Source organism: Candidatus Bathyarchaeia archaeon (assembly GCA_041447175.1).
Classification (GTDB): domain Archaea; phylum Thermoproteota; class Bathyarchaeia; order Bathyarchaeales; family Bathycorpusculaceae; genus JADGNF01.
This window is the reverse complement of record CP166960.1, coordinates 1,690,471-1,715,828: the sequence shown is the minus strand read 5'-3', so window position 1 is coordinate 1,715,828 and position 25,358 is coordinate 1,690,471. Positions and strand designations below refer to the sequence as shown.

The window sequence follows — 25,358 nt, the reverse complement described above, 5'->3', positions numbered from 1 at the left end:
AAGATTATTTCCGAACCACAAAATGGTGCCACAAATTATAAAAAGGGAACAAAACAAATACAGAGCGCTACGGGAGAAATATGAGAACAAACAAATACCTCATATGCTGCCTGACCACCGCATTAGTCTGTGTCATATTTATTGCCCCATCCATTAAGCCAGTTGAAGGAAAAACCATTATGGTTGATGCAAACATTATCATTAGAGCAGATGGCAGTATAGAAGGAACAGAAAATATTCAACATTTTGGAGACACCTATGTTTTTACGGATAACATTTACAATTCTCACGGAATAGCTATAGAAAAAAGCGATATTGTTATTGATGGTTCAGGCTTCACCATTAATGGTACTGAAACGCGGAACTACCCCACACCTTTTGATGATTATTATGCAGTTACTGGACTTACCCTAAATGAACTGAGCAACGTGTCAATCAGGAATTTAGTCATAACCGACTTTAATGTGGGTATAAGAGGAAGTCTTACAAATGGCTGCATTTCTGGAAACAATATAACTGGTAATGGGGTTGGTGTTCAATTGGAAAGCCTTAGCACCACGAACCTGATTTCAAACAACAGCATAAACGGTTTAGGACTTATTGGATCTTACAACAAAGTGATAGGCAATAACATAACAAACAAAGAAGGGGATAGAGTTCAACCGAGCCTTTGGCTTGCACATGGAGAAAACTCGTATTTTGCTAAAAACCTCATCAGTACTAGCGCTTCAATAAATGGCAGCAATACTCAGTTTATACATAACAGTTTTGGACTTGTCTCGTCTCTTAGCGCTTATGGCAATAACTTAACTATTAGTGATAATGATTTTGTTGAACTTGTTGCTAGTGGCAAAAACCTATGCATACTTGATAATCGCTTGGCTTTCAAAGGAACAATCTCAATAAATCAGTGCAGTTCTTGTATTGTGATTGGAAATAATTTGACAAGAAGCTTTGATGACAACTATGCATCTGGAAATGCCATTGGAGATTATGGTGGGCAAAACAACATTATTTCCAATAATACAATAACTGGAAAGTTTGATTATGGACTTTACCTCACGGCTCAAAATGACCTTATCAGCGGAAATTATATTGCAAACAATGAGGGAGGCATCAAAATGGAAAATGCCACTAAAAACACCATAACGAACAACACTATTACCTTCACCCCTTATGTACAAGGGCATTATGCTATCAAGCTATCTAACTCTGGCGACAATCTCCTTTACAAGAATATTTTGTTGCCTCGCGATTCAGATATTAAAAATCCTCCTGGATGTTATGTTAGTGCTGGGAATGAGTCTAATTTATGGGATAACGGTCAGGTAGGAAACAACTGGAGTGATTATATGGTGCTGTATCCCAATGCAACTGAAGTTGAAAACTCTGGCATAGGAAATGCACCATATGTTATCAATGGAGCAAACATAGACCATTACCCAATATACAAAAGTGCAATTATTTCAGTCTCTCCCTCACCTTCTTCAAGTCGCGAACCACAAACCACAATCACAACAGCAAACCCATCAGACATAACAAACCATAGCGTTGAACCGTCGCCTACAATACCAGAGTTTCCCTCAACTATATTCTTGACTCTGATAATTATCTCAATAATAGCTGGAGCGTTAATCTACAGAAAACGAATTGGGAAACTTCAGTAGAGATCTATTAAAGAATGAAGTTGTGGCACAACAGAGCACAGAAGCCGCCTATGGCGTAGTAACTGTCTCAGCAATATCCTAAACTTTTCTCTCTTCCTAGAATGTTGAAATGAAAGCAACTACTGATTAGCAAACCCTTCTTGTTCGTTAGCCCACATGATATCAAGGTAGCCCTCTATTCCTTCTAGGTCGTCAATAACTTTGGTTGCAATGTCAGCAAATTTCTCAAACACAGTGATGGTTTCATAGAGCCACGGGTCCATCTTTTCAGCCAACTCTGCAAAACTTTCTCCGTCAACAGTTTCTGGGTATCTGAAGGCTTCACATTTCGGGTCAAAATTAGACAAAGCTAAAATGAATTTTTCAACTTCAGGATTAGCCTGCCCTATTTGGTCAGTTCCGTATTGTTTTTTAACATTGCGCATCGCTTCTTCATAGAGAGACTGAATGTTGTGAGTCCTCCAAACAACATGGCACTCTTCATTAAATGCTATAATTCCCTTTAGTTGCAGCTCAATATACTGCCTCAACAAATAAACAACTGGCGCTAATGAATGGCTATGTGCTGTTGATTCCTCGGAAAAAGCATCCAGTAGCAGCTCTACTGCTTGTTTGTTTACATCTGCATACACAAAGTATTGTTCAGATTTAGGAGTTCCATCAAAGAAAAAATCTATTGGATAATATTTCGTCATGTTTCACGACCTCTTTTTTGTCTACAAGACTGTGTTTAATTCTTTTTTGAACTGCATGATGTCATATTGGGCAAATGGTCTTACGTCTCAATGTCCTTCTTTGACACTTTTTGGTCATTGACCCTGCGCTTGCCTGCTGTGGCGTGGCTTTTAAGTTGAGAGGACATAGAACAAGAGTGGTCAAGAAAAAGACCTATTCCCATAAAAACTATTTTCCATGTTTCTGTGCCAACTTATCAAAAAAGCCATTGAATGCCTTAGCCCATATCCCCCTGTTCTCTAACTTAAAACGACTGTTAGCAGTCTCAAGAGCAATTTGTAACTTAGACTCTAACATCTCTAATTCAAAAAGTACATCTGTATATTTTACTTCCTCGTCTAAGGGCATTTCAAAATTATCCTTCTCTGAATCGAAATGTAATGATATTCTGCTCACCGCTTCATTATCCAAGGCTCTGGCTTCAATCTTAGCTATTTGCTCTTCCAACTTTTCTTAAATTCAGCAAAGGTAATTTTTTTCAGAGACTTCAGAGATAGATCACTCTACACACTTACATTTCTGCTTAAACTCTTCAATCTGTTTTTCAGAGACATCTATTAACTCAAGTCGGTCTATGAAGCCAGCAACAAACTCTAACGCTTTCTGACACTCAAAAGGAGTATTAAGTTTGCCTGAGTGAATTCTCTGAGAACCTTCATCAAAATAGTCATAAAGCATAGTATATGTAGGGAGGGGTAAACCTGATTCCTTAGCAGCTAACAAGAATTGTTTCATCGGGTTTATTTTCTTAAAACTGAACTTTTCTTTTATAGACAAATCAATCGCAGGTCTAAGATGATTTAAAACTTCATCCCAATGATTATCCTTTACCGCTTGCTTTGCTTTCTCAAGTTCCTCTCTGGCGCTAACATATGAGTTACGTTTTGTAGGTAAAACATAATCTTCAACTCTAACATTGGCCATCCTTTTCCATTCTGTACTGTAAAGAAAACTGCGTATTTCTACAAACAATCTCTCAGCATTGACCTCATAACTCTCTAAATTAAAATCCAGCTTCTTTAAACCGATTTTAACTTCCTCACTACTCATGCGCAAAGTCTGAGAAAAAGCAATGCCTTTGAGGTGTTCTATTATTTCTCCAGATGCTTTGATAAAAGCGTCAAAACAATAATGTACACCAAGAGATAGGTCTTTTAGCAGGTTTTTAACTTTCAAAGTTGTCTCAAATATTTTATCTATAAAAATGTCAGTTATCCACCGCCTTAGCTTTAAAATACGAATCTTGTCTAGAGGTGCTGGAACAGGGTTTTCTGCGTGACTTAGGTCAGTTATTAATCTCCCATGTAATTCTCTAATGTATTCTAAGTCATTCCTTATTTCTTGAACAATGTTTTGATACTTCTGTTTTCCGCTCAAAGCAAGTCAAATAGAGTAGTAGTTTTTAAGATTTAAGATTATTTAACCAGTTTAGAAAGCAATTTCGTTTCTAATTCTTTTTCTATAAACAAAACTTGGTTGCTGAATGCATTCATTTCCTCACCTAAGTAGTGTCTAACAAATACCGTCTTAGGCACTCTTCCAGCCAATACATCTACCAGCTCTGAGATTATGCCATGCTTTCGTAGGTAGCTGTTGTGATAGCTTCTTAGCTCCTTGAATCTCATCTTCAGGTGCTTTCGATCTAGCCTAGAATGAATGGCATAATTAGAGACTGGCTGACTTCTACAAATCTCTTTTATCAGGGCTTTAGTTACAAAGCTGATGTAGGCATTTTTGGTGTCTCTTAGAAATAGCTTACCATATTTGAAGTGCTCCAGCACGTTTAGCTCTTCATTGTAGTATTCGCAGAGTTTCCCAGCTGAGTTAAGCTCTATAACCATATTGAAAGAAGTTATACCCTCGTTCTTCCTTAGCCCAGTGGTTGCAAGGAATCTTAGAAATAATCTCTCATTATCATGCAGAACTCTTGTGGCTTCTTTTACCCATTGGGGCAAGGTGTCATGTTGCTTTGAGAATATGCTTAGAAAGCCGTTGAACGCTGTATCTTCATTAGTCCACTTAATTCCGTGACTTTTCAGCTTGCCTTTGTACTCTTCATAGCATCCAAGGTACTTGGCTAAACAGACCATTGACTTGAGTGCATTGCCTCTAACTGAAGGCTTAATGGTTAACAGCTTTGAGGGGTTTTCTAAGAAGTCTTTACCGTTTTTGCAGACAAAGTTTAGTATTTGGCTGGCATATGACCTGCAGTACTTGTTGTATAGGTATTCTTTGAATTGGTCAACATCCAAGCCATCTATTTTCTTTCCTCCTAAGTTGGGGGTCGAGGGTTCAAATCCCTCCCCGCCCGCCATAGTTAACGTTATTTCCCTTTCCTTTTGGCTTTCCAAAATTTGCGCGCCCGTTTTTTATCTGCGTATTAACTGAGCGATAAAGCTCTGAATTTTCTCCCTGAAAAGATTAACCGCGAAAACCATTTGGACGAGCTTGATTTTGAAAAGACATCCTGTTTGATAGTTTGGTGTTGTCTTGATTGAGGAAGGTTTACTCGCGGAAGAGGAATGCGAAGTGCGTATATACAAAGTGAACATCAAATAGTCTTTTTCCAGTTTCTATGGTTTGTGCTTGCTAAGTAGACCAGTAAACCCGTGACGGTTAGAAATGGCAGAACAATCCCGACTGGCAACTCGGGTATTGTTGGAGAAGGCGAAGGGGGCGGTGAATCTGTGTGCATTGTAGGGCGCGGACCGGTTACTGTTTGGGTTGGATATGAAATGGTCACTGTGTGGGTTGGAGTCCAACCGCTTGTTTGGTCAGGAAAAATGAAAGTGCCTGATTCTGTTTGGTGGTAGTGTCCTGCAATTGCTTGCACTTGAAAGTCAATTTGGGCATCGTCTGCAGGTTGTGGAATGCTAATTTCTTCAACCAATAGCCAGGTGGTGCCTGAATTTGACTGTAGCGGATAACTATTGTTCTGAGTGTAAGGGGATTTTTCCCAGTTCTGTGCCGAATGGGCTTTGTAGCGGTAATCATAGCACAAGACGTAGGTGGTGCCATTAAAGGAGTAAGAAAAAGGTTGATTGATAACGCTGATTTTAATTCCGTTAACAACAAGCTCTGTTGAAGTTGCTCCTGTAGTTGAGTCTGTTGTAGTCGCCCCCTGAGCGGTAGTGACGTCCGCTAAAGAAGCTAAAGCGGAAACTGGCACGGATGGCTTAGGAATATTCTGCGCATTAATTACACTAATCATTGCTAAAGGTAAGAGCATTAGGGTTACGATTATGCATGCTTTCTTACCCATTGCCATCAGGTAACTACTGGTTTAACTTGTTTAAAGAGTTTTGCAAGAGACCCTCTGATGCGTGACAACGACCGACAAAAAACCTAATCCCCTGCGCGTTCCCTTTCCCAAATTCTTGTCTTCAGCTCGTCACAGGCCAAAAATTGGAGCTCTCGGGGCTTTATCTGTGCAGAAAATAAGTAAGATTTACTAACAAGCTGCCGTGCAAAGTGTTGTAGTGTGGTCGAAGTCACACAATCTTATTACCCTACTTTCTACTGTACCTGTAGCAGCAGAGTATACATACATTTTTTTTTAACGGAACGCGAAATAAATGAGCGGAACCAAACAAAAAATTACTTTTATCCTACTTATTGCCGCTGCGATAGCTGCTGTGGGCGGCGTTCTTTTTGGTTTTGACACGGGCGTCATATCCGGAGCTATTTTGTACATTCAGCAAGACTGGGGGCTCTCGTCAACTCAAGAGTCCATCGCGACTAGTGCAGTTTTGGTTGGCGCCATATTTGGGGCAATACTTGGTGGGGTACTGGCGGACCGTTTGGGGCGTAAGAGGTCCATTATTGCGGGGTCAATCGCCTTCATACTTGGAACCGTTATCTTGCTGTTTTCCAGCGGACTTGGAATATTTGTTGTCGGAAGAATACTCATTGGGGTCGCCATTGGATTAGCCTCCTTTATTGTCCCCATGTACATCTCGGAGCTTGCCCCCGAACACATACGAGGCGCGTTAGTTTCATTAAACCAGCTTTTTGTAACCCTAGGCATTCTCGTATCCTATGGCGTTGACAACATTTTTTCGGCAAGCGGCGACTGGAAGGCCATGTTCGCAGTTGGGTTGATTCCCGCAATGATTCTCCTAATCGGCATAACACTCATGCCTCCTAGTCCTAGATGGCTCATTTTCAAGCACCGAACAGAAAAAGCGCAAAACGTCTTGCAGAAAGTCAGAGGACAAACTAACGTTAATTCTGAAGTGAAGGAAATTGAGCTTTCGGTAAAGACTGAAGCAAAAGGCTTAGGCTTGTTCAAAACTGGCGTAGTCAAATATCCTTTGATGATTGGGCTTGGGTTAGCCATTTTTCAGCAAATCACTGGAGTAAACACCATCATCTATTATGCCCCTACGATTTTTCAGTTTGCGGGGTTATCTTCAGCAAGTGCCGCCATTGCTGCAACAACTGGCGTAGGCATAGCCAATTTCATCATGACAGCCGTAGCGTTGGTTCTGGTTGACAGGGTAGGACGCAGGCCTTTGCTTTTGGTGGGCATACTTGGGATGGTTGTTTCCTTGGTTGTTCTTGGTGCAGGTTTTGTTTTTGCTTCCGGAATTGGTGGTTCTGCCGTTGGGATCATAACGGCTGTTAGCCTTATTGCTTACATTTCATTTTTCGCCATTGGTCTTGGACCCGTTTTCTGGCTTTTAATCTCTGAGATTTTTCCCCTTCAAGTGCGTGGAACCGCAATGAGCTTTGCAACAATAGCTAACTGGGCGGCTAACTTTGTTATCACACTGGTCTTTTTGGGTCTGGTTGCTGTGCTGGGGCAGGCGGGAACCTTTTGGCTCTTTGCTGTAATTGGCGTGGTCGCGTTTGTTTTCACCTTGCGTCTGGTTCCAGAAACCAAAGGGTTGACTTTGGAACAGATTGAGAGTCACTTCAGACGGGGTGGTCACCCAAGGCATCTTGGGAAGAAAGACACAGAACAGAAAAGCTAGGGTATGGTATGACGTTTTACCCAAAATTATAGCACAATCGCGTCGAAAACTGGGCATGTTCAAATCGAGAACTAAGTTGGTGAATGTGCCTTCAAAGCTGCCTCTCCTGAGTACGTTTAATCTTGTCCACTCAATTCTTGCAATGCACCACTATCTGAGAAAGAAGTGCTTTTCAGGGAAGTCTGGAGGCTCCTGCAACCTGGGAGTTTTTTTACTTATTGATGCAGTTAAGGGCGCAAATGACCGATTATCCGCGCGCTACTGCGCCTCACGTTTCCGTTTGATGAAACAGACACACCTTATTCTTTGATGGGGCAGGTTGTATGGCTTCACAAGGCAGGGTTTGAGGTCTTTGATGTGGCTTGGAAACACTACAAACTTGCCTGCCTCGTCTATTCAAGACTTGGCGAACTGAATCTGTTTACCGAAAGAACTTGGCTTCATTCACAGGAGTTCGACGGGGTGCCCTTTTGTCTGAAGTTTTTTGTACTGCGTCTTTTCGTCAGCTGTGATGCAGACAGTTTTTTTGTTTTCCGCGATGACAACAGGCAAAGCGTCATAAAACGTTACTTCGCATTCGTAGCCTATCTCCCCTGTCCTCAATGCAAGATCTTGGGTTAGTTGGACAACTTTCATGTTCAGGTTGAATAGTTGGGTGAGGGCTTTTTTCCATTTTTGGGCATCGAAGTCGGGTTTGTATCGAAGGGCGTTGCCGACTTCGCAGAAAAGAATCTCTGCGACGACTAATTCAAGGGAGCCTTGTGTGTAGGCGTCTAACAGGTTTAGGGCTTCAACCGATTTTGACTCTTTGCTGAACCATTTAACCACCACTGATGAGTCTACAACTATTTCGTGGCGTCTCGCCATTTGCGTATCTCCTTAACGCCATCCCATTCTGCCTTGCTTTCTTGCCTGAGATTTTTGATTGCGTCTGCGGCACATTGCCGTTCCTCTTTGCGTGCGGCGTCTTCAAAGGCTCTTCTTGCAACTTCGCTCCAGTTAATGCTTCTGCAGTGCTTCATGCGCTCTTTTAGTTCTTCAGGGACTCTTACCGTTATGTTACTGTTACTCATGCACACCACTTTTTGCACATATTTATTGCACATAATACTCTGTTCTGCTGCATAAAAAACTTCCCACGAAAAATAACAAACCTAAAATCTCTGGAAAAAGTGTGGTCGCAGCTTCAACCTCGCTCTTGATACGCCGCAGATTTTTGGCATCTCTCACGTCGTAGCAAATCCTCATTACAACCAAAATATCACTTGGCATCCTCTTGTTATTGGTGATGAGGTGGTGCCTTGGAATAATTGCCTCTGACGTGAGAAAGAAACGGGTAATTTCTAACAGCGTTTCTACCAGCCACGAATTAACCTCCAGTATAATCATGGTTACTTGATGAAAATGGTGTGGCTGTTTGTGCAGTTATTTGGGCGCTTGTTTTCTTTGCATAATTATTGCCGATGCAACAGCAATTACCACCACGGTCGTGATTGCTGCAACCTCAAACGCTGAAGACGGCTGTGAGTTGGTGCGTTCTTTTCCTTGTGTTTGCAGGTCAATGCTTACTTGGTGCGTGCTGTGCGAGTATGATAAGGCTACCATCCAGTTTTCATCCACCGACGTCGCAGTGAAGTTTACCTCTTCTCCATCCACCAGTGTCCTGATTGCGTTGATGTCGGCTACTAAGGATTTGGCGACTGCGACTCTGGTGTAGCCAGTGGTTCCTGAGGGTCCGCTGACTGTAAAGCCCAAAGTGAGGTTTGGGTCATTGAACGCTAAGCCTGTGACGGTGCTGTTGGATTCCACACAGAAAACCTTCTGGTTCTGGACGGGCAGAAAACACACTGTCGTCGAGTTACAGGCTCCAGTGTAGTTTAGGTCTCCGTTCCATTCTGCTTTCAGCATGAATGTGCCTGACGCCCAAGGCACCCACTGAATACAGTACTCTCCCGCCGCGTTTGTTTCCCCTGAACCAAGCGGAACCCACGACGCGTTGCTACCCACCGCGTAGGATAAGACCACTGTTTTTCCCGCTCCCAACGCATTGCACTCTTCGTTAGAGATTCTGCCGTTAATGTTCACGGTTGAGCCGACTTCAGAGGACGACGCGTCAGCTACGATGGAGAGCGTAGAGGGGAACCGTGTTGCGTTGACTGCGTTTGGGCGGGTTGGCGTTAGGGGTGGCTCCGTAACTGTGTTGGTTAGAGTAAAGTTGTCTATCAGATGCCAGTTTGTTGCGCTTCCAGTTGCGCCGGTGAAGCCAAACCAGCCGTAGGTTTTGTTGAATGTTCCGTCCCAGCGGAGCACGAATTCGTTGTCCACAAAAACCCCTACGTAGGATTCGCCAACCACAACCGAAACGTCGTGCCATTTGTTGTCTTCGGTTCTGCTGTCGTTGACATAGACAAGGTGGTTGCCCATCCAATTTTTAATCAAAGCGATGTGGTTGCTGGAGGGGTCGCCGGGCTCGTTAGGTGGGGATGGGTCTCTGCCAATGTTTTGCCATCCATCAAACTCGATTGCGTATCCTGGGATGGGTGCGGTGTCATCGTTAAACCCTAAACTGCCTCCTTCACCCATGGTGGTGTAGTTTTGTTTGTAGAAAAACATGGTAAAGCCGTCTCCGCCGCTTCCGCCTCCCACACTGAAGCTAAAGTTAGCCGTGAAAGCGTTGGTGAAGGGAATTTTGAAGTACGCCGCACCAGCTAGATTACCGTTAGGCTCGGTTAAGACAAGATACTGGTTTGTGGGGTCACGGTATGCGTTGCAATACAGCGTCCACAGTGGGGAGTCGGTGCTGAAATCGTCCACGTAGGTTTCCTCTGTGAGGCTTTGAGCTTCAAAACCCAAATCGGCTGAATATGACCTGAGGTCAACTACGGTGTCTGTGGCATTAACCAACACATTACCATTGGAAAAAACCAGCAACGCTCCCATGAAAAAAACGAACAACCCTGCGTCAATAGTTTTTCTCAACCTCCACACCAAATAACAAACGGGGTGTGTTTTCATAAAAGCTTGTTTGTAAATGTTTCTTGACACAAAAAACCTGCACAAAAACTTTTGCTTTTCCAGTAACCTTTGGAGTGTGTCCTTGCGTTTATTCAGCAATCTGCGTTTTGTGTACCAGTTTTATTATTTTCTTTTCGCTATACCCTTGCATCTTCGTCTTCAAATTTTGCTCACCCGCTGCTACGACTGCCTGCTGAGCATGAGGCAAAACTTTCCAGAGCATCTTGGCTTTAGCTTGAACTGATGAGTTGTCTGGCGAATTCTCTTGCCTGCGCTATCTCTTCCTCTGACGGGTGCCCTCTTTTTGTTAATCCCGCGAATTTTCCAAAACAGCTGAAGCAGTCAACCACTGTGTAGCCTTTCGTGTTCAAAATTTCTTTCATGGCTGCAAGTGTTTTTGTTGCGTCTCCTGCGCAACTAGAGAAACACGCAGCCCGCTTCCCAGTAACTTGCTTCAAGTTTTCAAGGTATGCGACAAGTTCTTCGCCGGGTTTTCCTCCGTAGGTGCCACTTCCTATAATCAACAAATCGGTATTGCTTACGTCAGGGGTTTCTTTCTTCACATCAATTGGCCTGATTTTGAGTTCCTCAGCCATAGCCTCTGCGACTTTGCGTGTGTTTCCACCCCGAGAAAAATAGATTATAACCGGGTTCATTTGGTCTCCCCTTCTTTACTTCAGTGAAATCCCTCTTTAAAATTTTTGTAGGTCGACAGTTTTTGGGTTACTTACTGTAGGGTTGGGCGTAGCTTTTCTCTGTTTTCTCTTTGGTGTGGTCGTGGATGTAGTGGTTGTCGTAGTCTTGTCTTGAGGAGAAGCCTTGGCCACAAATGATGCAGCGGTAAACACCCTCCGAGTCTACGGTGGGTTCAGGTATGGCTACGTCGCGTTTGTCGTAATCACCGCCGACTATGCCTCCGGGCCATTCCGACATAAGCTCACCAGTTCAAGACTAGCGGTTGTGGGCAATAACTGTGTGTGGCTGCCCGACTGCACCAACAGCGCAACAATTAGGTTATTGTGTTTTTCCAAAAGTTTCTAATAGCACGCTCTGGCAGTATGGTTGCGGGTGAACATGTGGTTGAATTGAGGGAAAACCATCAGGTGTTTTCTAAGGAGCGAGACGCGTTTGAATAAGAAAATCATTACGGCGGTTGCCGTTATGGTGGTGGCGATTTCCTTGGGTGCGGTTGTTGGCTTTGGTCCTTCTTTGTTTAGTGTTGAGCCAGAGCAGCAGGAGTTGGACTTCACGGTAACCGGCTCCAATGAGTGTTTGCGGTTTTTGGAGCGCACGGTTAAGGAGGTTTATGTGCCGTTTCGAACAGGCGCAAATGAGCAGTGGCAGCTAACGGTGGAGTGTCTAGAGATGCCGGGTCAAGGCGGCTGGACCGACCTGTACTTTTATGAAGGCTACTGGGATGAAGGCACAAACCACACTTGCACCGCTCAAGACATGTACCCCATCCTAAGCGACATCCCCGCGTCAGAGAACCGCATGAGCACCGAAAGCCCCTACTCACAAGTGTTTGGCGGACCAAACCCCCAAAGCCACACCGTCTTCTTTGTGTACCCACCCGGCGGGAACGCGACTTTTCACATTAAACTGGAAAAGCTCAGCTAAATCCGCTTCCCTTTTTTGTTGTTACGTTTAAAATACAGCCAGTACGGTATATTGCAGCTGGCATATCGTGTTGTAGCGGTGGTTTTTATTCAATGTCGCCTGCAGCTAAGATGAACCCCAACCCGTTGGGTTTAGTACCCCCAAGAAGGGCATAAAAAACAAAACAGCCCAGCCCCAACTACAACTTCTAACAGTTGTCTTTTCCGCTTTGTAGGGTGGTGGCTATTTTTTCTTTATCGGTTGCCTCAGGATGGTTTTCATTTTTTCAGGCGCGGCTTTTCGGGGGTCGCCAAGGTAGATTTCGTGGTGTTTGCCGTTGAATTCGTAGCCGTTGGTTTGGATGTAGTTGTGGATTTTTTCGATGGTGGTTTTCTCCGCGGAATATGGACCAATATGCATGATTTGCGCTGATAGACCCTCTTTGAATGCTTCAAACCGCAGCTTACCCACAGCAGGAAGGTCCTTCTTTTTCTTGGTCTGTTTAACTGCCTCACGGAGCAGTGAGTTGGTAACGAATTTGGGTTGCATTATCATGGCTGTCCACATCCAAGACGCCTTATCTCCAGTGGCGAAGCTGTTCATTTCCTCAGCCCACCACAGCCCCTCAAGCGGTAACACCCCATAATCCACGGCAGGCTCACCTTTCTTCACCATGAACTTGAGCGCATAAGAAACGGTGAACAAGGCTTCGACGGCTTCGCGATACTCTTGTGAGGTGTTGGGGTCGCCTTTGCCGTCCACCATGATAAAGTTGAAGGCGGGGACATCAACCGCCGCAACCTCTTTCGAAGGCGGGCTGTAGAGGCTTTTGAACTCTTTCTTGTAGTCAATTTTATCCAACGAAAACCCTCAATAGCAGTTGGACACTCTGGGGGTTTAAGGATTATGCAAACCTCCATGTAAAACTGCGCGCTGCTTCGGAGTAGGTAACCTACCTTTTCGACCTATCCCTTCCCCTCTACGCTTTTCCACAACCGCTATCCAGTGAGGGCTACGCGCGTTTTTATTTCCTTGAACATTTTCCTTTTTGCCTTGCAGACTGGACAAACCATCGGCGGGGCTTCTCTGTAGGCGATGTAGCCGCACTGGAAGCAATACCAAAGCCTCCTTTTGGCTTCGTGCGTTTCTGCAGGTTTTCCCGCCTCACCTTTTTCTTTAATTTGGAATCGCCCGTCTCCTAAATATTCAAACGCGCCGTGCAGTTTGCGAGTTGAATGCCAATGCTCACTGAACGGGTGATTGGGTGCCATAGCAAGAACGTAAGAACGTATCGTAACAGATGGAATTTCGGGATTTGTCTCATGCACCTTTGCAATTATGTCATTAGGCGAGAACGTCGGCATCTTCAAATCTTTGGCAGCTTCAAAAACATGTTGCCAGACTGGCTTACCAAATTTGGGCACTATTTCACCAACCTATTTTTCCATGTGACCTTAAAATGTTTTCAAAAACTGGTCCGTATTGATTGGTCGTGATTTTCTGTCTAAGACTGAGAACGATGAGCGGTAAAAAAAGGAGATACGAACATCTGAAACGCTCCCTAACTAAATGTTTAACAGCCAGACGAATGTTTGGAAAACATATGTTGAGATTTCAAGATAAACTGAGACCGACAGACAATTGAAGCGTTGGTGGCTGAAAAAGAGTTGCTTTAGCAAAAAAACACAGGAGGCGAGATTACCAATTGAATTCCAAGAAGCGTAATAATGTAAAACAAAATGTTAAACCAATAAGTGCAGAAGATGTTGCAGAGCTGTTTTTACGGAGAGAACTAGTGAAAACATCTCAGTGGATTGTTTTTTCCTTGAAAAACAAGTTCTCAACTAACCAAGATTTGTTTGACTTACTGGACACACTGAGAATAGAAATACGAACGTATAGGGAAGATTATTATCAAGATTCAGGATTTAAGGATAGTTGCTTTTTATTTATTTGGGAGATAGTAACAAGTGCACTTGCTACTGATGCTTCGAGATTTAACAAATTAACAGAAGATTTGATTCCTGTTATGGAGCGAACAATCCAAACTAACCAAGTATTGGAAGATATTGTAAAAGTGGCAGAAAAGCTAGAAAATAAGCCCAAGTATTACATGACTTGCTTCTATTTCTTAATATTAATGGAAGGAAGTTTCAAAAATGTCTTAAAGAATCTCCTGGCAATGAAAAGAATAAGTGAAGGAAAAGATGTCTCAATCACTGAGACTTTGGGAATACAAATTGGGGAAAGTTTCGAAAAAGAAAAAGCGTTCCTAAATACTTTGCCTGATAAGTTTAGCCATGGGATTCACAGCAACCTGAGGAATTCAATTGCACATGGCAATTTCAAATATTACGATATGGACGATAAAATTGAGTTTTGGGATTTATTTCCCAATACTCAAAGGTACTCCTTAAAACCTACAAAGCTTACATTCAAAGAATTCTCAAATTCTCTAATAGAAGTGACTCTTTTTTGTGAAATTTTCGGCTTTATAAATATGATTCTGATAGCTATTGATGATATTAAGAAACGGCGTCGCTTTAAGTGACTAAGAACAAGATAGAATTAGGTGCAGGAACCCTATTTTTTAAATTCGTCCCGTAGCTTCATCTCCCTGCGCTTCAGGTTGTAGCCTAGGCTGTAGCGGTGGGTTTCGTCGCGGACTTTGCGCAGGAAAAGCATCATACGGCTGTTCTTGTTAAACTGCAGCGGCGCGGGGTCGTCGGGTACGTAGATTTCTTCGTGCTCTTTGGCTAACCCGATAAGCGGCACCTGTAGCCCAAGCGTGGTGAGGGCGGATTTGGCGGCGGCAACCTGCCCCGGGCCCCCATCCACAACCACCAAGTCAGGCAAAGAAGCATTCTCCTCCTGCAACCGCTTGTATCTTCGGGTGACCACTTCTGCCATGGAGGCGAAGTCGTCTTGTCCGGTGACGGTTTTGATTTTGAATTTGCGGTAGTTTTTGCGGTCAGGTTTGGCGTCGGTGAAGCGTACCATGCCTGAGACGACGTGTTCTTGTCCAAGGTTGGAGATGTCAAAGCACTCCACCACATGCGGCACCGTCGGCAAGTTTAGCGTGTTTTGCAGGTCAACCAATGCGCTGTCCTCTTCCAGCGTGGATTCAAGGTTCTTCTCCGCCAACCGCACCAGCCCCAACTTGTCCCCCCGCTTAGGAACCGTAAGCGAAACTGCGCCGCCTCGCTTTGAGCACAAAAACTCCTCTAACGCCGCCTTCTCCACTGTCCCTTCCCAGCAGGGTGCGTTGAGCAGGATTTCGCGGGGAATCTGATTCGATGCATAAAACGCCTTCAAAAGCTCCTGCTCCACCTGCGGCTGCAAATCCACCGAAAACTCCTTCTTACCCAGCAAAACGCCTTTGCGCACCCCCATCTGCACCGCCCGCACCTTCTCGCCAACCCGCCGAAAAACCATCACATCCTGGTCAAACCGCCGCTCGTTATCCACGATTTGCCGCTGCGTCAGGAGCCGAATGGAGGCGATTTGGTTGCGAAGCTCCAGTGCCCGCTCATAATGCTGGTTTTGGCTGGATTGCTGCATCTGCGCCAAAAGCACCTTGATGGTGTCCTCATAGTTGCCGCCCAAAAAAGCCCGTGCCTGCTCCACCTGCCCCGCATACCCCTCCAAGCTAACGTTACTGATACAGGGCGCCGAGCATAAACCGATGTGGAAGTTTAGGCATGCCCGTTTTGGCATTTTGCGGCAGGTACGCAGCTTAAAAACCCGAACCACGAGGCGCTGGAGGTCTTGGCGGGTGTAGCCGTCGGTGTAGGGACCAAACGACTCCAGTTTGCGGCTGACTTTGCGGCTGGTCAAAACTCTGGGGTAGGGTTCACGGGTGAAGGCGATGTAGGCGTAGGTTTTGGCGTCTTTCAAGTTAATGTTGTATTTAGGTGTGTGCTGCTTGATGAGCTTGTTCTCCAACAGTAGCGCTTCGACCTCATTGTTGACCAGCACCCAGTCAATTTGGCGAATAAGCGAAACCAGCCGCCGCGTTTTGGCGGGCTTATCGCCGTTGGAGAAGTAGCTTTTGACGCGGCTACGCAGGTTCTTGGCTTTGCCTATGTAGAGAATTTCCCCTTGCTCGTCGCGGTACAGGTACACCCCTGGGCATCGGGGTATGTCACTGCTTTTGAACTCGGAGGCATCAGCTATAGGAATCATGAGGCAGCTTCGCCACTGCTTCCATAACTTGCACCACGGGCGGATTTAGAATTTTCTGTAAAAACTGCCCCGTAAACGACTCCTCATTCTCCGCCACTTCCTCGGGGGTGCCCTGCGCGATGAGCCTGCCGCCTGCTTCGCCGCCTTCAGGACCCAAATCCAACAGGTAATCACAGCTTTTTATGACATCAAGGTTGTGTTCGATGACGTAGACCGTGTTGCCCTTCTCCACCAGGCGGTTGAGTACTCGGATGAGACGTTTGGTGTCGTCAAAATGCAGCCCCGTCGTCGGCTCATCCAACATGTACACCACGTGTCCACTTTTGTTTTTGCTGAGTTCGCGGGTGATTTTGATGCGTTGGCTCTCCCCGCCCGACAACGTCGTGCTGCTTTGTCCCAGTTTAATGTAGCCCAGCCCCACGTCCAGCAGCGTCTGTAGCCGCCGTGCCAGGACGGGCATGTTTTCGAAGAATTTGGCGGCTTCCTCCACCGTCATGTCCAGCACTTCGGCGATGTTTTTGCCCTTATACTGGACGGCGAGGGTCTCCTTGTTATAGCGCTTGCCTTTGCAGTCACTGCACTGCACGTAAACATCGGGCAAAAAGTTCATTTCGATGCGCAGAACGCCGTCGCCTTGGCAGGTTTCGCATCTGCCTCCCTTCACGTTGAAGCTGAATCTGCCGGGGCTGTAGCCGCGTGCTTTGGCTTCTTTGGTTGCTGCGAAGAGTTTGCGAATTTCGTCAAACAGTTTTGTGTAGGTGGCGGGGTTGCTGCGTGGTGTTCTGCCGATGGGGTCTTGGTCGATGACGATGACGTTTTTTACGAAGCTGGGGGTGATGAGGTAGTCGTGTTTGCCGACTTTGTCGACGCGTTCCCCAAACCGCTCCCTAAGCCGCGGCATAACGGTTTGGTTCATAAGCGTGCTTTTGCCTGAACCCGAAACCCCCGTCACCCCACACAAAACACCCAAAGGAAGCTTAAGGGAGAGGTTCTTGAGGTTATTCTCTGCGGCACCCGATAGAACCATGAAGTCCACGGGGTTGCGCCGCTCGGAGGGCACCTCGATTTGCAGCTCTCCGCTTAGGTATTTGCCGGTTAGGCTGCGTTTGTTTTGCATGATTTCTTGTGGGGAGCCTTCGGCGACGACGTGTCCGCCGTGGACGCCCGCGCCTGGGCCAATGTCGACGACGTAGTCGGCGCTGCGGATGGTTTCCTCATCATGCTCCACCACGATGAGCGTGTTGCCCAAGTCTCTTAGCCTGTGCAGGGTGCTGATGAGTTTGGTGTTGTCACGCTGGTGCAGGCCAATGCTGGGCTCGTCGAGGATGTAGAGGACGCCCATGAGGTTGCTGCCAATCTGGGTGGCAAGACGAATGCGCTGCGCCTCCCCACCCGACAATGTCCGTGCTGCCCGTGAAAGCGACAAATAACCCAACCCCACGTTTTTGAGGAAGCCCAGACGTTCGTTGATTTCTTTGAGGACTTGTTTGGCGATGGTCATTTCTTTCTCGTTCAAATACTCGGGGAGCGTCTTGAAGAACTCCACCGCCTGCTCAATCGACAAATCCGTCACGTCGATGATGCTTTTGCCGGCTATGTGCACTGCCAGCACGATGGGTTGGAGGCGTTTGCCGTGGCAGGTGTTGCAGACGCGGCTTTTCATGAATTTCTCGATGTCTTCTTTGCGCCATTCACTTTCAGTCTGCTTGTAGAGCCGCATTGTCTGGGGGATGACGCCTTCCCAGCCTTCCCGCATCCACATGTTGCTGCCGTTGGACCAGTTGCCGTTGATGGGTTCGCGGTCGCCGTAAAGAAGGATTTGCAGTTGCTTCTCTGTGAGGTCCTTAATGGGCGTGAACAGGTCAAAGCCGTACTTGTCGCCGACCACCATGAGTTGCTGTGCCCGCCAGGTGAGCTCCATTTTGCCGTAAACCGCCAATGCGCCGTCCATTATGGATTTGGTTTTGTCGGGGATGACGAGGTCAGCGGAGACTTCGCTGATTTCTCCCAGTCCGTGGCAGGTTGGGCAGGCACCCCAGGGCGAGTTGAAGCTGAACATGCGGGGCTCAAGGCTTTCGAACACGATTTCAGGGTGGTTGGGGCACGCGCCAAAGGTGCTGTAGAGGTTTTCGCCTTGGAACCGCTCCAGCTCCCGTTTCTGCTCCGCGTTTGCGTCTGCAGCGTCAATGACAATCATGGTGCCTTTGCCCGTTTGCAGTGCTTGTTCGACGGCTTCGGCTATGCGGCTGCGTTCCTCATCGTCGATTGTGACGGTGTCGATGACGGCTTCTATCCAGTGCTTCTCGTAGCGGACCAGCTTCACCTCATCCTTGACGGTGTCGGAGTCGTAGATTTTTTGGTCCACGCGGATTTTGGTGAACCCCTGCTTCTTAAGGTCATCCAAAACCTGCTCATGAGTGCCTTTCATGCCGCGGATGACGGGCGCAAGGAAAACGAGGGTTTTGCCTTTTTCTGCCATGATGAGGCTGGTGATGTTTTCGGGGCTTTGGGGGCGGATGCTGCTGCCACATTTGGGACAGTGATGCGTGCCCACACGGGCAAAAAGCAGGCGGAGGTAATCGTAGATTTCAGTGACCGTGCCCACGGTGCTGCGGGGGTTCTTGCTTGTACTCTTCTGCTCAATGCTGATGGCAGGCGACAAACCGTCAATGGAGTCCACATCGGGCTTATCCATCAAACCCAGAAACTGCCGAGCATACGCGCTGAGGCTCTCCACATAGCGACGTTGCCCCTCCGCATAAATCGTGTCAAACGCCAACGTACTTTTCCCTGAACCCGACAAGCCCGTAATCACGATTAGCTTGTTGCGTGGCAGGTCCAAGTCGATGTTTTTGAGGTTATGCTCTCGCGCACCTCGAACGGATATGCTGTCTCTCATGGCATTAACCTAAATTCGAGTCTCTTTAAGGGGAATATTGAGTTCCAGCCTAGAGATTAGAACTTTATTGTATTGTTAGTGGCATTTTCTTGGGGGTTATCTTTTTTGCGGTGTGCAGGTGGTGTTGCGTCGGCTTGTTTTCTGGGGGAATATGCTTTTGTTGTAGGTGGTTTTTTTTGCGTCACTATGAGGCGAGGCTTAGGTGAATGAAAATAGCAAAAGAAATAGGATACTTCCATTTATTTAGAGTTCATGAATAAGAAAACAAACGGATACGTTGCTGGCATAGGCTGTGGTTTTGGCTTTGTTATTCTTTTGTTTTTAGCTATTAATAATGCGTGGAATACCACTGGTCAATTACTCTGGGGTTTTACTGCTGTTTTTGGCGGGTTAAGTGTGGGCTGCTTTTTTAAGCCAGAGACGTTTGGGGCTGCTGTATCTAAATATTTTGAACAGTTATCTGAAACCAAAGGCACATCAGATTCACATGATAAACAAATTCAGAAAAAATCCTCCGGAATTCAAGTTATGTCTCATGACCAGTCAAGCGTCAAAATATTTTTGAATCAACCCGACAAGGAACATTTTAAGAATTCGAAAACTACTGAAGGCGAGATTGCTCGTCAAGTAGTTTCTTATCTTGAAGATAGAAGAGTCCTATATCTATCGTCGGAAATGGAATGCCCAAACCATTGTGTGCAATCAGTTCTGCAAATTAGGGAATTTTTGACAACAAAAATTGGTGAACTCCCTGGAAAAACAGACTTATCTACATCTTTAAAAGCCATGAGGGCGGCATGTAGAAAATTTCTGAGTGCTATTGGTGACCCAGATGGCGATATTATCCGATTCGGTTCTCACCAAGGGCATTGGGCAAGCTGGGAATTCAATGGTGCAATTGGTGAATTGAGAGGTGTCTTTGGAATCCACTTGGAGAAAATTGTAAATACATACAATATTCAGGTTGAAAAAGACTTGGCCTCAATAATGCCTTTAGACGACAAAGATTAGCTTTAACTTTTGGAAAAAGTAACACACACCTACTTCTCTTGATGCGCCTTGTTGTTGAAAAATGACGCTTTTTTCTGCCAGAGCTGTATATGGATATTCTAATATCTAAGAATGTTTGTATTGCTTTAAGATTCTTGGGCACGATATCTCTCATTAAACCCAAGCTGTTTTTCTTCTTGCCGCTCCAGTGTACGCTGCAATTCCTGCATTTGGTCGCGTAGTTGGATGGCTTTCTCGAAGTCCAACTGCTCGGCGGCTTCCCGCATTTTCGCGTCTAACTCGATGATTTGGCGCCGCACATCAGACTTGGCAAGGTGCTTGATGCCTTTGATGGTGCCTTCTTTGTGGGAGACGCTTTTGACGATGGTTTTGGGGGTGATGTCGTGGACTTTGTTGTAGCGGATTTGGAATTTGCGGCGGTACTGGGTGACTTCCATGGCGCGTTTGATGGATTGGGTTTTTACGTCGGCGTAGAGGATGACTTTGCCGTTGACGTTTCGGGCGGCGCGTCCGATGGTTTGAATGAGACTGCGTTCATCACGCAGGAAACCTTCCTTGTCCGCGTCCAAGATACAGATGGTTGCCACCTCGGGGATGTCCAGTCCTTCCCGAAGCAAGTTAATGCCAACCAGAATGTCAAAGTCACCCACGCGCAGTTGGCGGATGAGTTCGATACGGTCAAGGCTGTCAACGTCGCTGTGCAGGTAACGGACGCGAAAGCCCTCTTTCACAAGGTAGTCGGTGAGGTCCTCAGCCATGCGCTTCGTGAGCGTTGTGACTAAGACGCGGTCGCCCCGCTCGATGGTTTTCTTTGCTTCTTGCATGAGGTCCTGCATTTGTCCCTCAATCGGACGCAACTCCACCTCAGGATCCAACAACCCAGTTGGACGCGTAATCAACTCCACCGCAGGACCACTTTTCTCCAACTCGTACTCAGCTGGCGTGGCGGACACAAAGAGGGTTTTGCCCATTTTCCCCTCAAACTCGGGAAACTTCAGAGGGCGGTTGTCGATGGCGCTGGGCAAGCGAAACCCGAAATCCACAAGGTTCTTTTTGCGGGAATAGTCCCCGTTATACATTGCGCGTGCCTGCGGAATGGTTTGGTGGCTCTCGTCGATGATGAGCAGGTAGTCTTTGGGGAAGTAATCCATCAAAGTAAACGGCGGCTCCCCCGTTTTACGCCCGTCAAAGTGGCGGCTATAATTCTCGATGCCCGCACAGAAACCCAGTTCCCGAATCATCTCCAAATCATAATGCGTCCGCTGCTTAAGCCGCTGCGCCTCCAACGGCGGCAACTCCAACAGCCGCTGCTCCAGCTCCGCCTCAATCTGTCCTAAGGCGCGTTTCTGCTTCTCCTCAGGCACCACATACTGTCTTGCAGGGTAAAGTGTAACTTGGTCCAAAGCGACTTTCATGTCGCCTGTGATGTGGTCAACTTCCTTAATTTTCCGCACTGTCCCGCCTTCGAGTTCGACGCGGAGGATGTCGCTTTCGTAGGCGGGGATTACGTCAATGGTGTCGCCTCGGACGCGGAACCTACCTGGCTCTAGCACCATGTCGTTACGTTCGTACTGCATGTCCACCAAAGCGTTGATGAGCCGTTGCCGCACCATCGGTTTCCCAACCGCCAAATCCACCGCAAGGCTGCGAAAATCATCTGGGTTGCCTAAGCTGTAGATGCAGCTTATGCTGGCGACGATGATGGTGTCGTTGCGGCTGACAATGCTGCTGACCGCGTGCATCCGCATTTTTTCAATTTGCTCGTTGACATCGCTATCTTTTTCGATGTACATGTCCTGCGCAGGCAAATACGATTCGGGCTGGTAGTAGTCGTAGAAGCTGATGAAGTATTCCACACGGTTATTTGGGAAAAGCTCCTTGAGTTCGGCGTAAAGCTGTGCCGCCAACGTTTTGTTGTGGGCGATTATGAGGGTGGGCTTTTGGAGGCGCTGGACAACGTTTGCCATGACAAATGTTTTGCCGCTGCCCGTGATGCCCAGAAGTGTCTGTTTGTCCTTTGTTGTGAAGTTTTTGACTATTTGATCAACTGCTTTTTCTTGTCCAGGTGAAGTTTTGAAGGGGGCGGTCAGCTGGAACTGCATCAGCATTCTCCACGAAATAAGTAAGGAATAATCTGTGAAGGTTGCTGGGTGTATAAGGTTTTTTCGGCAAAAATATAGCCATTTTTCTCATATTCGCCATGGTTTAGATGATTTGTTTTAATACTTCTTAGCTCACTTTCTGAAAAAGGGCAGTTCATGATTGGCGTAGTATTGGCTCTGCTTTCCGCCTTAGCTTCAGGCATCTCAATTGTTTTGGTCAGACGTAACTCTGCCTCATCCACAGCCTTCAACGTCAGCCTCATTGTAACAGTCGTAGGCATGGTTATCCTGTTTCCCCTCGCCATTTTCCTCACTGACTTTAACCAACTTACTTGGGCTGGGTTTGCTTTTTTCGCCATAAGCGGTGTCCTCTCTCCTGGGCTTATCCGGCTGCTGTACTATCAGGGCTTAAAAAAACTGGGCGCCACCGTGAATTCCAGTGTCTACGCTGCCTACCCCCTCTACAGTGCTTTGCTCGCAGTGTTGCTTCTCGACGAAGCCCTGTCCTTTTTGAACATGCTGGGTATTGTTGCAATTGTGGCTGCCATTGTGGTTGCAGACCTCAGCCTCAACAGTAACAGAAAACGAAGTTCGGCATGGAAGTACCTGCTGTTTCCCATACTGGCAGGGGTGACCTTTGCGGTTTCACATATAATCCGAAAACACGCACTAAACCTGAGCAATGTACCCGTTATGGGAGTTGCGGTGGCATATGCGTTTTCTTTTCTGCCCTTTGGCATACTCTTGTTTTCTTCAAGGGCAACCCGAAAAAATCTGGCGTTCAAACAGAATTTCCGTTGGTTTTGGGCAGCAGGCGTTGGGCAGGCTGCGGCGTGGTTTTTGGCTTTTTACGCCTTTAGCTTGGAGAAGGTTACAGTTGTTACGCCGTTGATTTCGATTGAGCCGTTGTTTGTGGTTCTTTTTACTTTTCTCTTCCTTAAGGAACTGGAACCGGTTTCTCCGAAGCTTTTCATCAGCATAGCTTTAACGGTGTTGGGCGTCACGTTGGTGACTTTAGGGTAATATCGTTGCAGCGTTCGGATTTAAAAGCGGTTTATAGCTCGTTCATTTTTTTGGTTGGTTTCTGCAGTTTTTTTGAACAAACTTCCATTTAAAGCGGCTAAAAAACTGTTTTTGCCGTTTTGTTTTTCGTATTGCGGAACTTATATATGCGATAAGTTATACCTGCAAAACAGCGATAAAAGTGTAAAGAACAAGCTCGCAGGCTTTGGGACAGCCTACTTTTGCTTGCTTGTGTTACTTGGAGTTGTAATTATGAACCCTCAAAAAAACAAAACCTCTGCTCGTAATCCTCAACTTATGACAGTAAATGCGCCCAAAACAATTTTGGACAGCAATTGGCGGGATTACAAGTGGCAGTTGGAAAATTCAATCAGAACAATAGCTGCTTTTGAGAAGCTAACTGGCATCACTTTCACCGAAAACGAACGCAAAGAACTCGAAGAAACCGTAAAGAAATTTCCGATGAGTATAACTCCCTACTATGCTTCGTTGATTGACCGAGAAAACTACGTTAATGACCCTATTTTTAAGCAGTCTTTTCCCAACCCCGCGGAACTGATTATCTCTAAATGCGACATGGCTGACCCCTTGCATGAAGATAAAGACAGTCCTGTCGCGGGCATCACTCACCGTTACCCTGACCGCGTGCTGTTCTTGGTCAGCAACCGATGCTCCATGTACTGTCGGCACTGCACTCGCAAACGAAAAGTCGGCGACCCCGACCATATCCCCTCTAAAGAACAAATCCAAGAAGGCATACAATACATCAAAGAAAACCATCAAATCCGCGATGTGCTGCTTTCAGGCGGCGACCCCTTCCTTTTGCCTGACGAGTTTTTAGACTGGATCCTTACCGAACTGCGAAAAATCCCCCACGTAGAAGTTGTGCGCATCGGCACGCGGACCCCTGTTGTTTTGCCGTACCGCATAACCGACAAACTTGTCAACATGCTCAAGAAACACCACCCGCTCTGGTTGAACACGCATTTTAATCATCCTCGCGAACTCACCCACTCAGCGCAGGAAGCTCTGCGAAAACTCGCCGACGCAGGCATACCCCTGGGCAATCAATCTGTGTTGCTTGCGGGCGTTAACGACTGTCCCCAAATCATCAAAAAACTAAACCAAAAACTTGTCCAGAACCGTGTGCGTCCCTATTACTTGTTCCAGTGTGACCTTTCTGAAGGGTTGACTCATTTCCGAACGCCCGTTGGAAAGGGCATCGAAATTATTGAGAGCTTGGTTGGGCACACCAGCGGGTTTGCTGTCCCCACATACGTTATTGATGCTCCCGGCGGTGGAGGAAAAATCCCCGTTATGCCGAATTATATCATTTCGTGGTCTACTAACAAGGTGGTTTTGCGCAACTATGAAGGGGTTATCACCACCTATAAGGAACCTGACAGCTACGAGCCCGTCTTTTGTGACCGCAACTGTCGTGATTGTGTTCTGCAGTTGAAACTAGATGAAGCCGACGAGCGACCCCCCATAGGTATTGAAAGGTTGCTGGCTGACACGGAGCAGGTGATTTCCCTCATACCGCAGGGAAACAAGCGCCTTAAACGGAGAGAAAAAAAGACGCCTAAAAGTGTTGTAGATGTCTAATAGTGACGAAAACTTGCAGTTCCATGTGAGAAGCTTCACCCGTAAAGATGTTAAAGATGTTTACGCGTTGCTGATTGCAAATCGCCCCTACGTCGGGTTGAATTCCCGCTACACCTATTTTCTTTTAGCCAAAGACTTCTCCGACACCTGTGTGGTGGTGGAGCACAAACATAAAATTGTGGCTTTCTCTTCGGGGTATGTCCCGCGAAATCGTCCTGACACTTTTTTCAGTTGGGAAGCAGTTGTCAAAAATAATTATCGCGGCTGCGGCTTGCAGAAACGTATGCTTCTGCACCAGATTAGTCAGGCGCATGTTTCCTATTTTGAAGGTACCGTGAACCCCTCCAACAAAGCCTCTGAAAAAAGCTTCTGTTCCCTTGCCGAAATGCTCAAAGCTAAATGCGAAAGAAGCATGATGTTCACCGAGGAAGACTTTGAGAATGACGGGCACGAAGCAGAAGTCCTCTACCGTATAGGTCCCTTCGCGCCGGATGAAGCAAACAAGCAGCTCTCTCTTTTATCCCCTAAAAATTAACATTCA

The 25,358-nt window shown here is 46.4% G+C and carries 23 protein-coding genes; 8 read left to right on the top strand and 15 right to left on the bottom strand.

Annotation, left to right across the window (positions count from 1 at the left end):
- Window positions 1-80: 80 nt before the first annotated feature.
- Complete coding sequence (locus ACBZ72_08880; GenBank protein ID XES76288.1) at window positions 81-1,667, top strand: NosD domain-containing protein; 1,587 nt, start codon at window positions 81-83, stop codon at window positions 1,665-1,667.
- Between the two features lie 119 nt (window positions 1,668-1,786).
- Here the strand turns inward: ACBZ72_08880 and ACBZ72_08875 are convergent, their stop codons facing one another.
- The 5 genes from ACBZ72_08875 to ACBZ72_08855 all read right to left on the bottom strand — a co-directional run bounded on the left by ACBZ72_08875 (window position 1,787) and on the right by ACBZ72_08855 (window position 5,664).
- Window positions 1,787-2,362: a hypothetical protein gene (locus ACBZ72_08875; GenBank protein XES76287.1), complete on the bottom strand. Its 576-nt coding sequence runs from the start codon at window positions 2,360-2,362 to the stop codon at window positions 1,787-1,789.
- Between the two features lie 208 nt (window positions 2,363-2,570).
- Window positions 2,571-2,849, bottom strand: a complete 279-nt coding sequence (locus tag ACBZ72_08870) for a hypothetical protein (GenBank protein ID XES76286.1) — start codon at window positions 2,847-2,849, stop codon at window positions 2,571-2,573.
- A gap of 51 nt (window positions 2,850-2,900) precedes the next feature.
- Window positions 2,901-3,779: a hypothetical protein gene (locus tag ACBZ72_08865; protein XES76285.1), complete on the bottom strand. Its 879-nt coding sequence runs from the start codon at window positions 3,777-3,779 to the stop codon at window positions 2,901-2,903.
- A 38-nt stretch (window positions 3,780-3,817) separates the two neighbouring features.
- The gene (locus ACBZ72_08860) at window positions 3,818-4,753 is read right to left on the bottom strand and encodes an integrase (protein XES76284.1); all 936 of its coding nucleotides are present in this window, start codon (window positions 4,751-4,753) and stop codon (window positions 3,818-3,820) included.
- A gap of 200 nt (window positions 4,754-4,953) precedes the next feature.
- Window positions 4,954-5,664, bottom strand: a complete 711-nt coding sequence (locus tag ACBZ72_08855) for a hypothetical protein (GenBank protein ID XES76283.1) — start codon at window positions 5,662-5,664, stop codon at window positions 4,954-4,956.
- A 313-nt stretch (window positions 5,665-5,977) separates the two neighbouring features.
- On the opposite strand from ACBZ72_08855, the gene ACBZ72_08850 reads away from it, so the two are divergent.
- A complete protein-coding gene (locus ACBZ72_08850) occupies window positions 5,978-7,378 on the top strand; it encodes a sugar porter family MFS transporter (GenBank protein XES76282.1) in 1,401 nt (466 codons plus the stop codon).
- A gap of 444 nt (window positions 7,379-7,822) precedes the next feature.
- Here the strand turns inward: ACBZ72_08850 and ACBZ72_08845 are convergent, their stop codons facing one another.
- From ACBZ72_08845 to ACBZ72_08825, 5 genes are all read right to left on the bottom strand, one after another.
- Window positions 7,823-8,245 (bottom strand): type II toxin-antitoxin system VapC family toxin, encoded by a 423-nt coding sequence (locus ACBZ72_08845; protein XES76281.1) that lies wholly within the window; start codon window positions 8,243-8,245, stop codon window positions 7,823-7,825.
- Window positions 8,224-8,451, bottom strand: a complete 228-nt coding sequence (locus ACBZ72_08840; GenBank protein XES76280.1) for a hypothetical protein — start codon at window positions 8,449-8,451, stop codon at window positions 8,224-8,226. The genes ACBZ72_08845 and ACBZ72_08840 overlap by 22 nt, the downstream gene beginning before the upstream one ends.
- A 352-nt stretch (window positions 8,452-8,803) precedes the next feature.
- Complete coding sequence (locus tag ACBZ72_08835) at window positions 8,804-10,357, bottom strand: hypothetical protein (protein ID XES76279.1); 1,554 nt, start codon at window positions 10,355-10,357, stop codon at window positions 8,804-8,806.
- Window positions 10,358-10,623: 266 nt separating this feature from the next.
- Window positions 10,624-11,049: a flavodoxin domain-containing protein gene (locus ACBZ72_08830; GenBank protein ID XES76278.1), complete on the bottom strand. Its 426-nt coding sequence runs from the start codon at window positions 11,047-11,049 to the stop codon at window positions 10,624-10,626.
- 67 nt (window positions 11,050-11,116) lie between these two features.
- Window positions 11,117-11,326 (bottom strand): hypothetical protein, encoded by a 210-nt coding sequence (locus ACBZ72_08825; GenBank protein ID XES76277.1) that lies wholly within the window; start codon window positions 11,324-11,326, stop codon window positions 11,117-11,119.
- A gap of 195 nt (window positions 11,327-11,521) precedes the next feature.
- On the opposite strand from ACBZ72_08825, the gene ACBZ72_08820 reads away from it, so the two are divergent.
- Entirely contained in the window at window positions 11,522-12,013 is a 492-nt protein-coding gene (locus ACBZ72_08820) for a hypothetical protein (GenBank protein ID XES76276.1), read from the top strand.
- Window positions 12,014-12,235: 222 nt separating this feature from the next.
- Here ACBZ72_08820 and ACBZ72_08815 read toward each other — a convergent pair whose 3' ends face one another.
- Window positions 12,236-12,853, bottom strand: coding sequence for a GyrI-like domain-containing protein (locus tag ACBZ72_08815; protein ID XES76275.1), 618 nt, complete (start codon window positions 12,851-12,853; stop codon window positions 12,236-12,238).
- A gap of 137 nt (window positions 12,854-12,990) precedes the next feature.
- Window positions 12,991-13,416: a rubredoxin-like domain-containing protein gene (locus tag ACBZ72_08810; GenBank protein ID XES76274.1), complete on the bottom strand. Its 426-nt coding sequence runs from the start codon at window positions 13,414-13,416 to the stop codon at window positions 12,991-12,993.
- 281 nt (window positions 13,417-13,697) lie between these two features.
- Here ACBZ72_08810 and ACBZ72_08805 point away from each other — a divergent pair, with 281 nt between their 5' ends.
- Window positions 13,698-14,543, top strand: a complete 846-nt coding sequence (locus ACBZ72_08805) for a hypothetical protein (GenBank protein XES76273.1) — start codon at window positions 13,698-13,700, stop codon at window positions 14,541-14,543.
- A gap of 32 nt (window positions 14,544-14,575) precedes the next feature.
- Here ACBZ72_08805 and uvrC read toward each other — a convergent pair whose 3' ends face one another.
- Complete coding sequence (gene uvrC, locus ACBZ72_08800; GenBank protein XES76272.1) at window positions 14,576-16,177, bottom strand: excinuclease ABC subunit UvrC; 1,602 nt, start codon at window positions 16,175-16,177, stop codon at window positions 14,576-14,578.
- Entirely contained in the window at window positions 16,161-19,076 is a 2,916-nt protein-coding gene (uvrA, locus tag ACBZ72_08795) for an excinuclease ABC subunit UvrA (protein ID XES76271.1), read from the bottom strand. The genes uvrC and uvrA overlap by 17 nt, the downstream gene beginning before the upstream one ends.
- A gap of 252 nt (window positions 19,077-19,328) precedes the next feature.
- On the opposite strand from uvrA, the gene ACBZ72_08790 reads away from it, so the two are divergent.
- The gene (locus ACBZ72_08790; protein XES76270.1) at window positions 19,329-20,087 is read left to right on the top strand and encodes a DUF6650 family protein; all 759 of its coding nucleotides are present in this window, start codon (window positions 19,329-19,331) and stop codon (window positions 20,085-20,087) included.
- A gap of 125 nt (window positions 20,088-20,212) precedes the next feature.
- Here ACBZ72_08790 and uvrB read toward each other — a convergent pair whose 3' ends face one another.
- On the bottom strand, window positions 20,213-22,195 hold the full coding sequence (gene uvrB / locus ACBZ72_08785) for an excinuclease ABC subunit UvrB (GenBank protein ID XES76269.1): 1,983 nt from the start codon (window positions 22,193-22,195) through the stop codon (window positions 20,213-20,215).
- A 150-nt stretch (window positions 22,196-22,345) separates the two neighbouring features.
- Between uvrB and ACBZ72_08780 the strand changes: the two genes are divergently transcribed.
- The 3 genes from ACBZ72_08780 (at window position 22,346) to ectA (ending at window position 25,352) form a co-directional block, all read left to right on the top strand.
- On the top strand, window positions 22,346-23,212 hold the full coding sequence (locus tag ACBZ72_08780) for a DMT family transporter (GenBank protein XES76268.1): 867 nt from the start codon (window positions 22,346-22,348) through the stop codon (window positions 23,210-23,212).
- Between the two features lie 297 nt (window positions 23,213-23,509).
- Complete coding sequence (gene ablA / locus ACBZ72_08775; protein XES78672.1) at window positions 23,510-24,817, top strand: lysine 2,3-aminomutase; 1,308 nt, start codon at window positions 23,510-23,512, stop codon at window positions 24,815-24,817.
- Window positions 24,810-25,352 carry a diaminobutyrate acetyltransferase gene (ectA, locus tag ACBZ72_08770; protein ID XES76267.1) on the top strand — a complete coding sequence of 181 codons (543 nt, stop codon included), beginning with the start codon at window positions 24,810-24,812 and terminating at the stop codon, window positions 25,350-25,352. The genes ablA and ectA overlap by 8 nt, the downstream gene beginning before the upstream one ends.
- The last annotated feature ends 6 nt before the right edge of the window (window positions 25,353-25,358 follow it).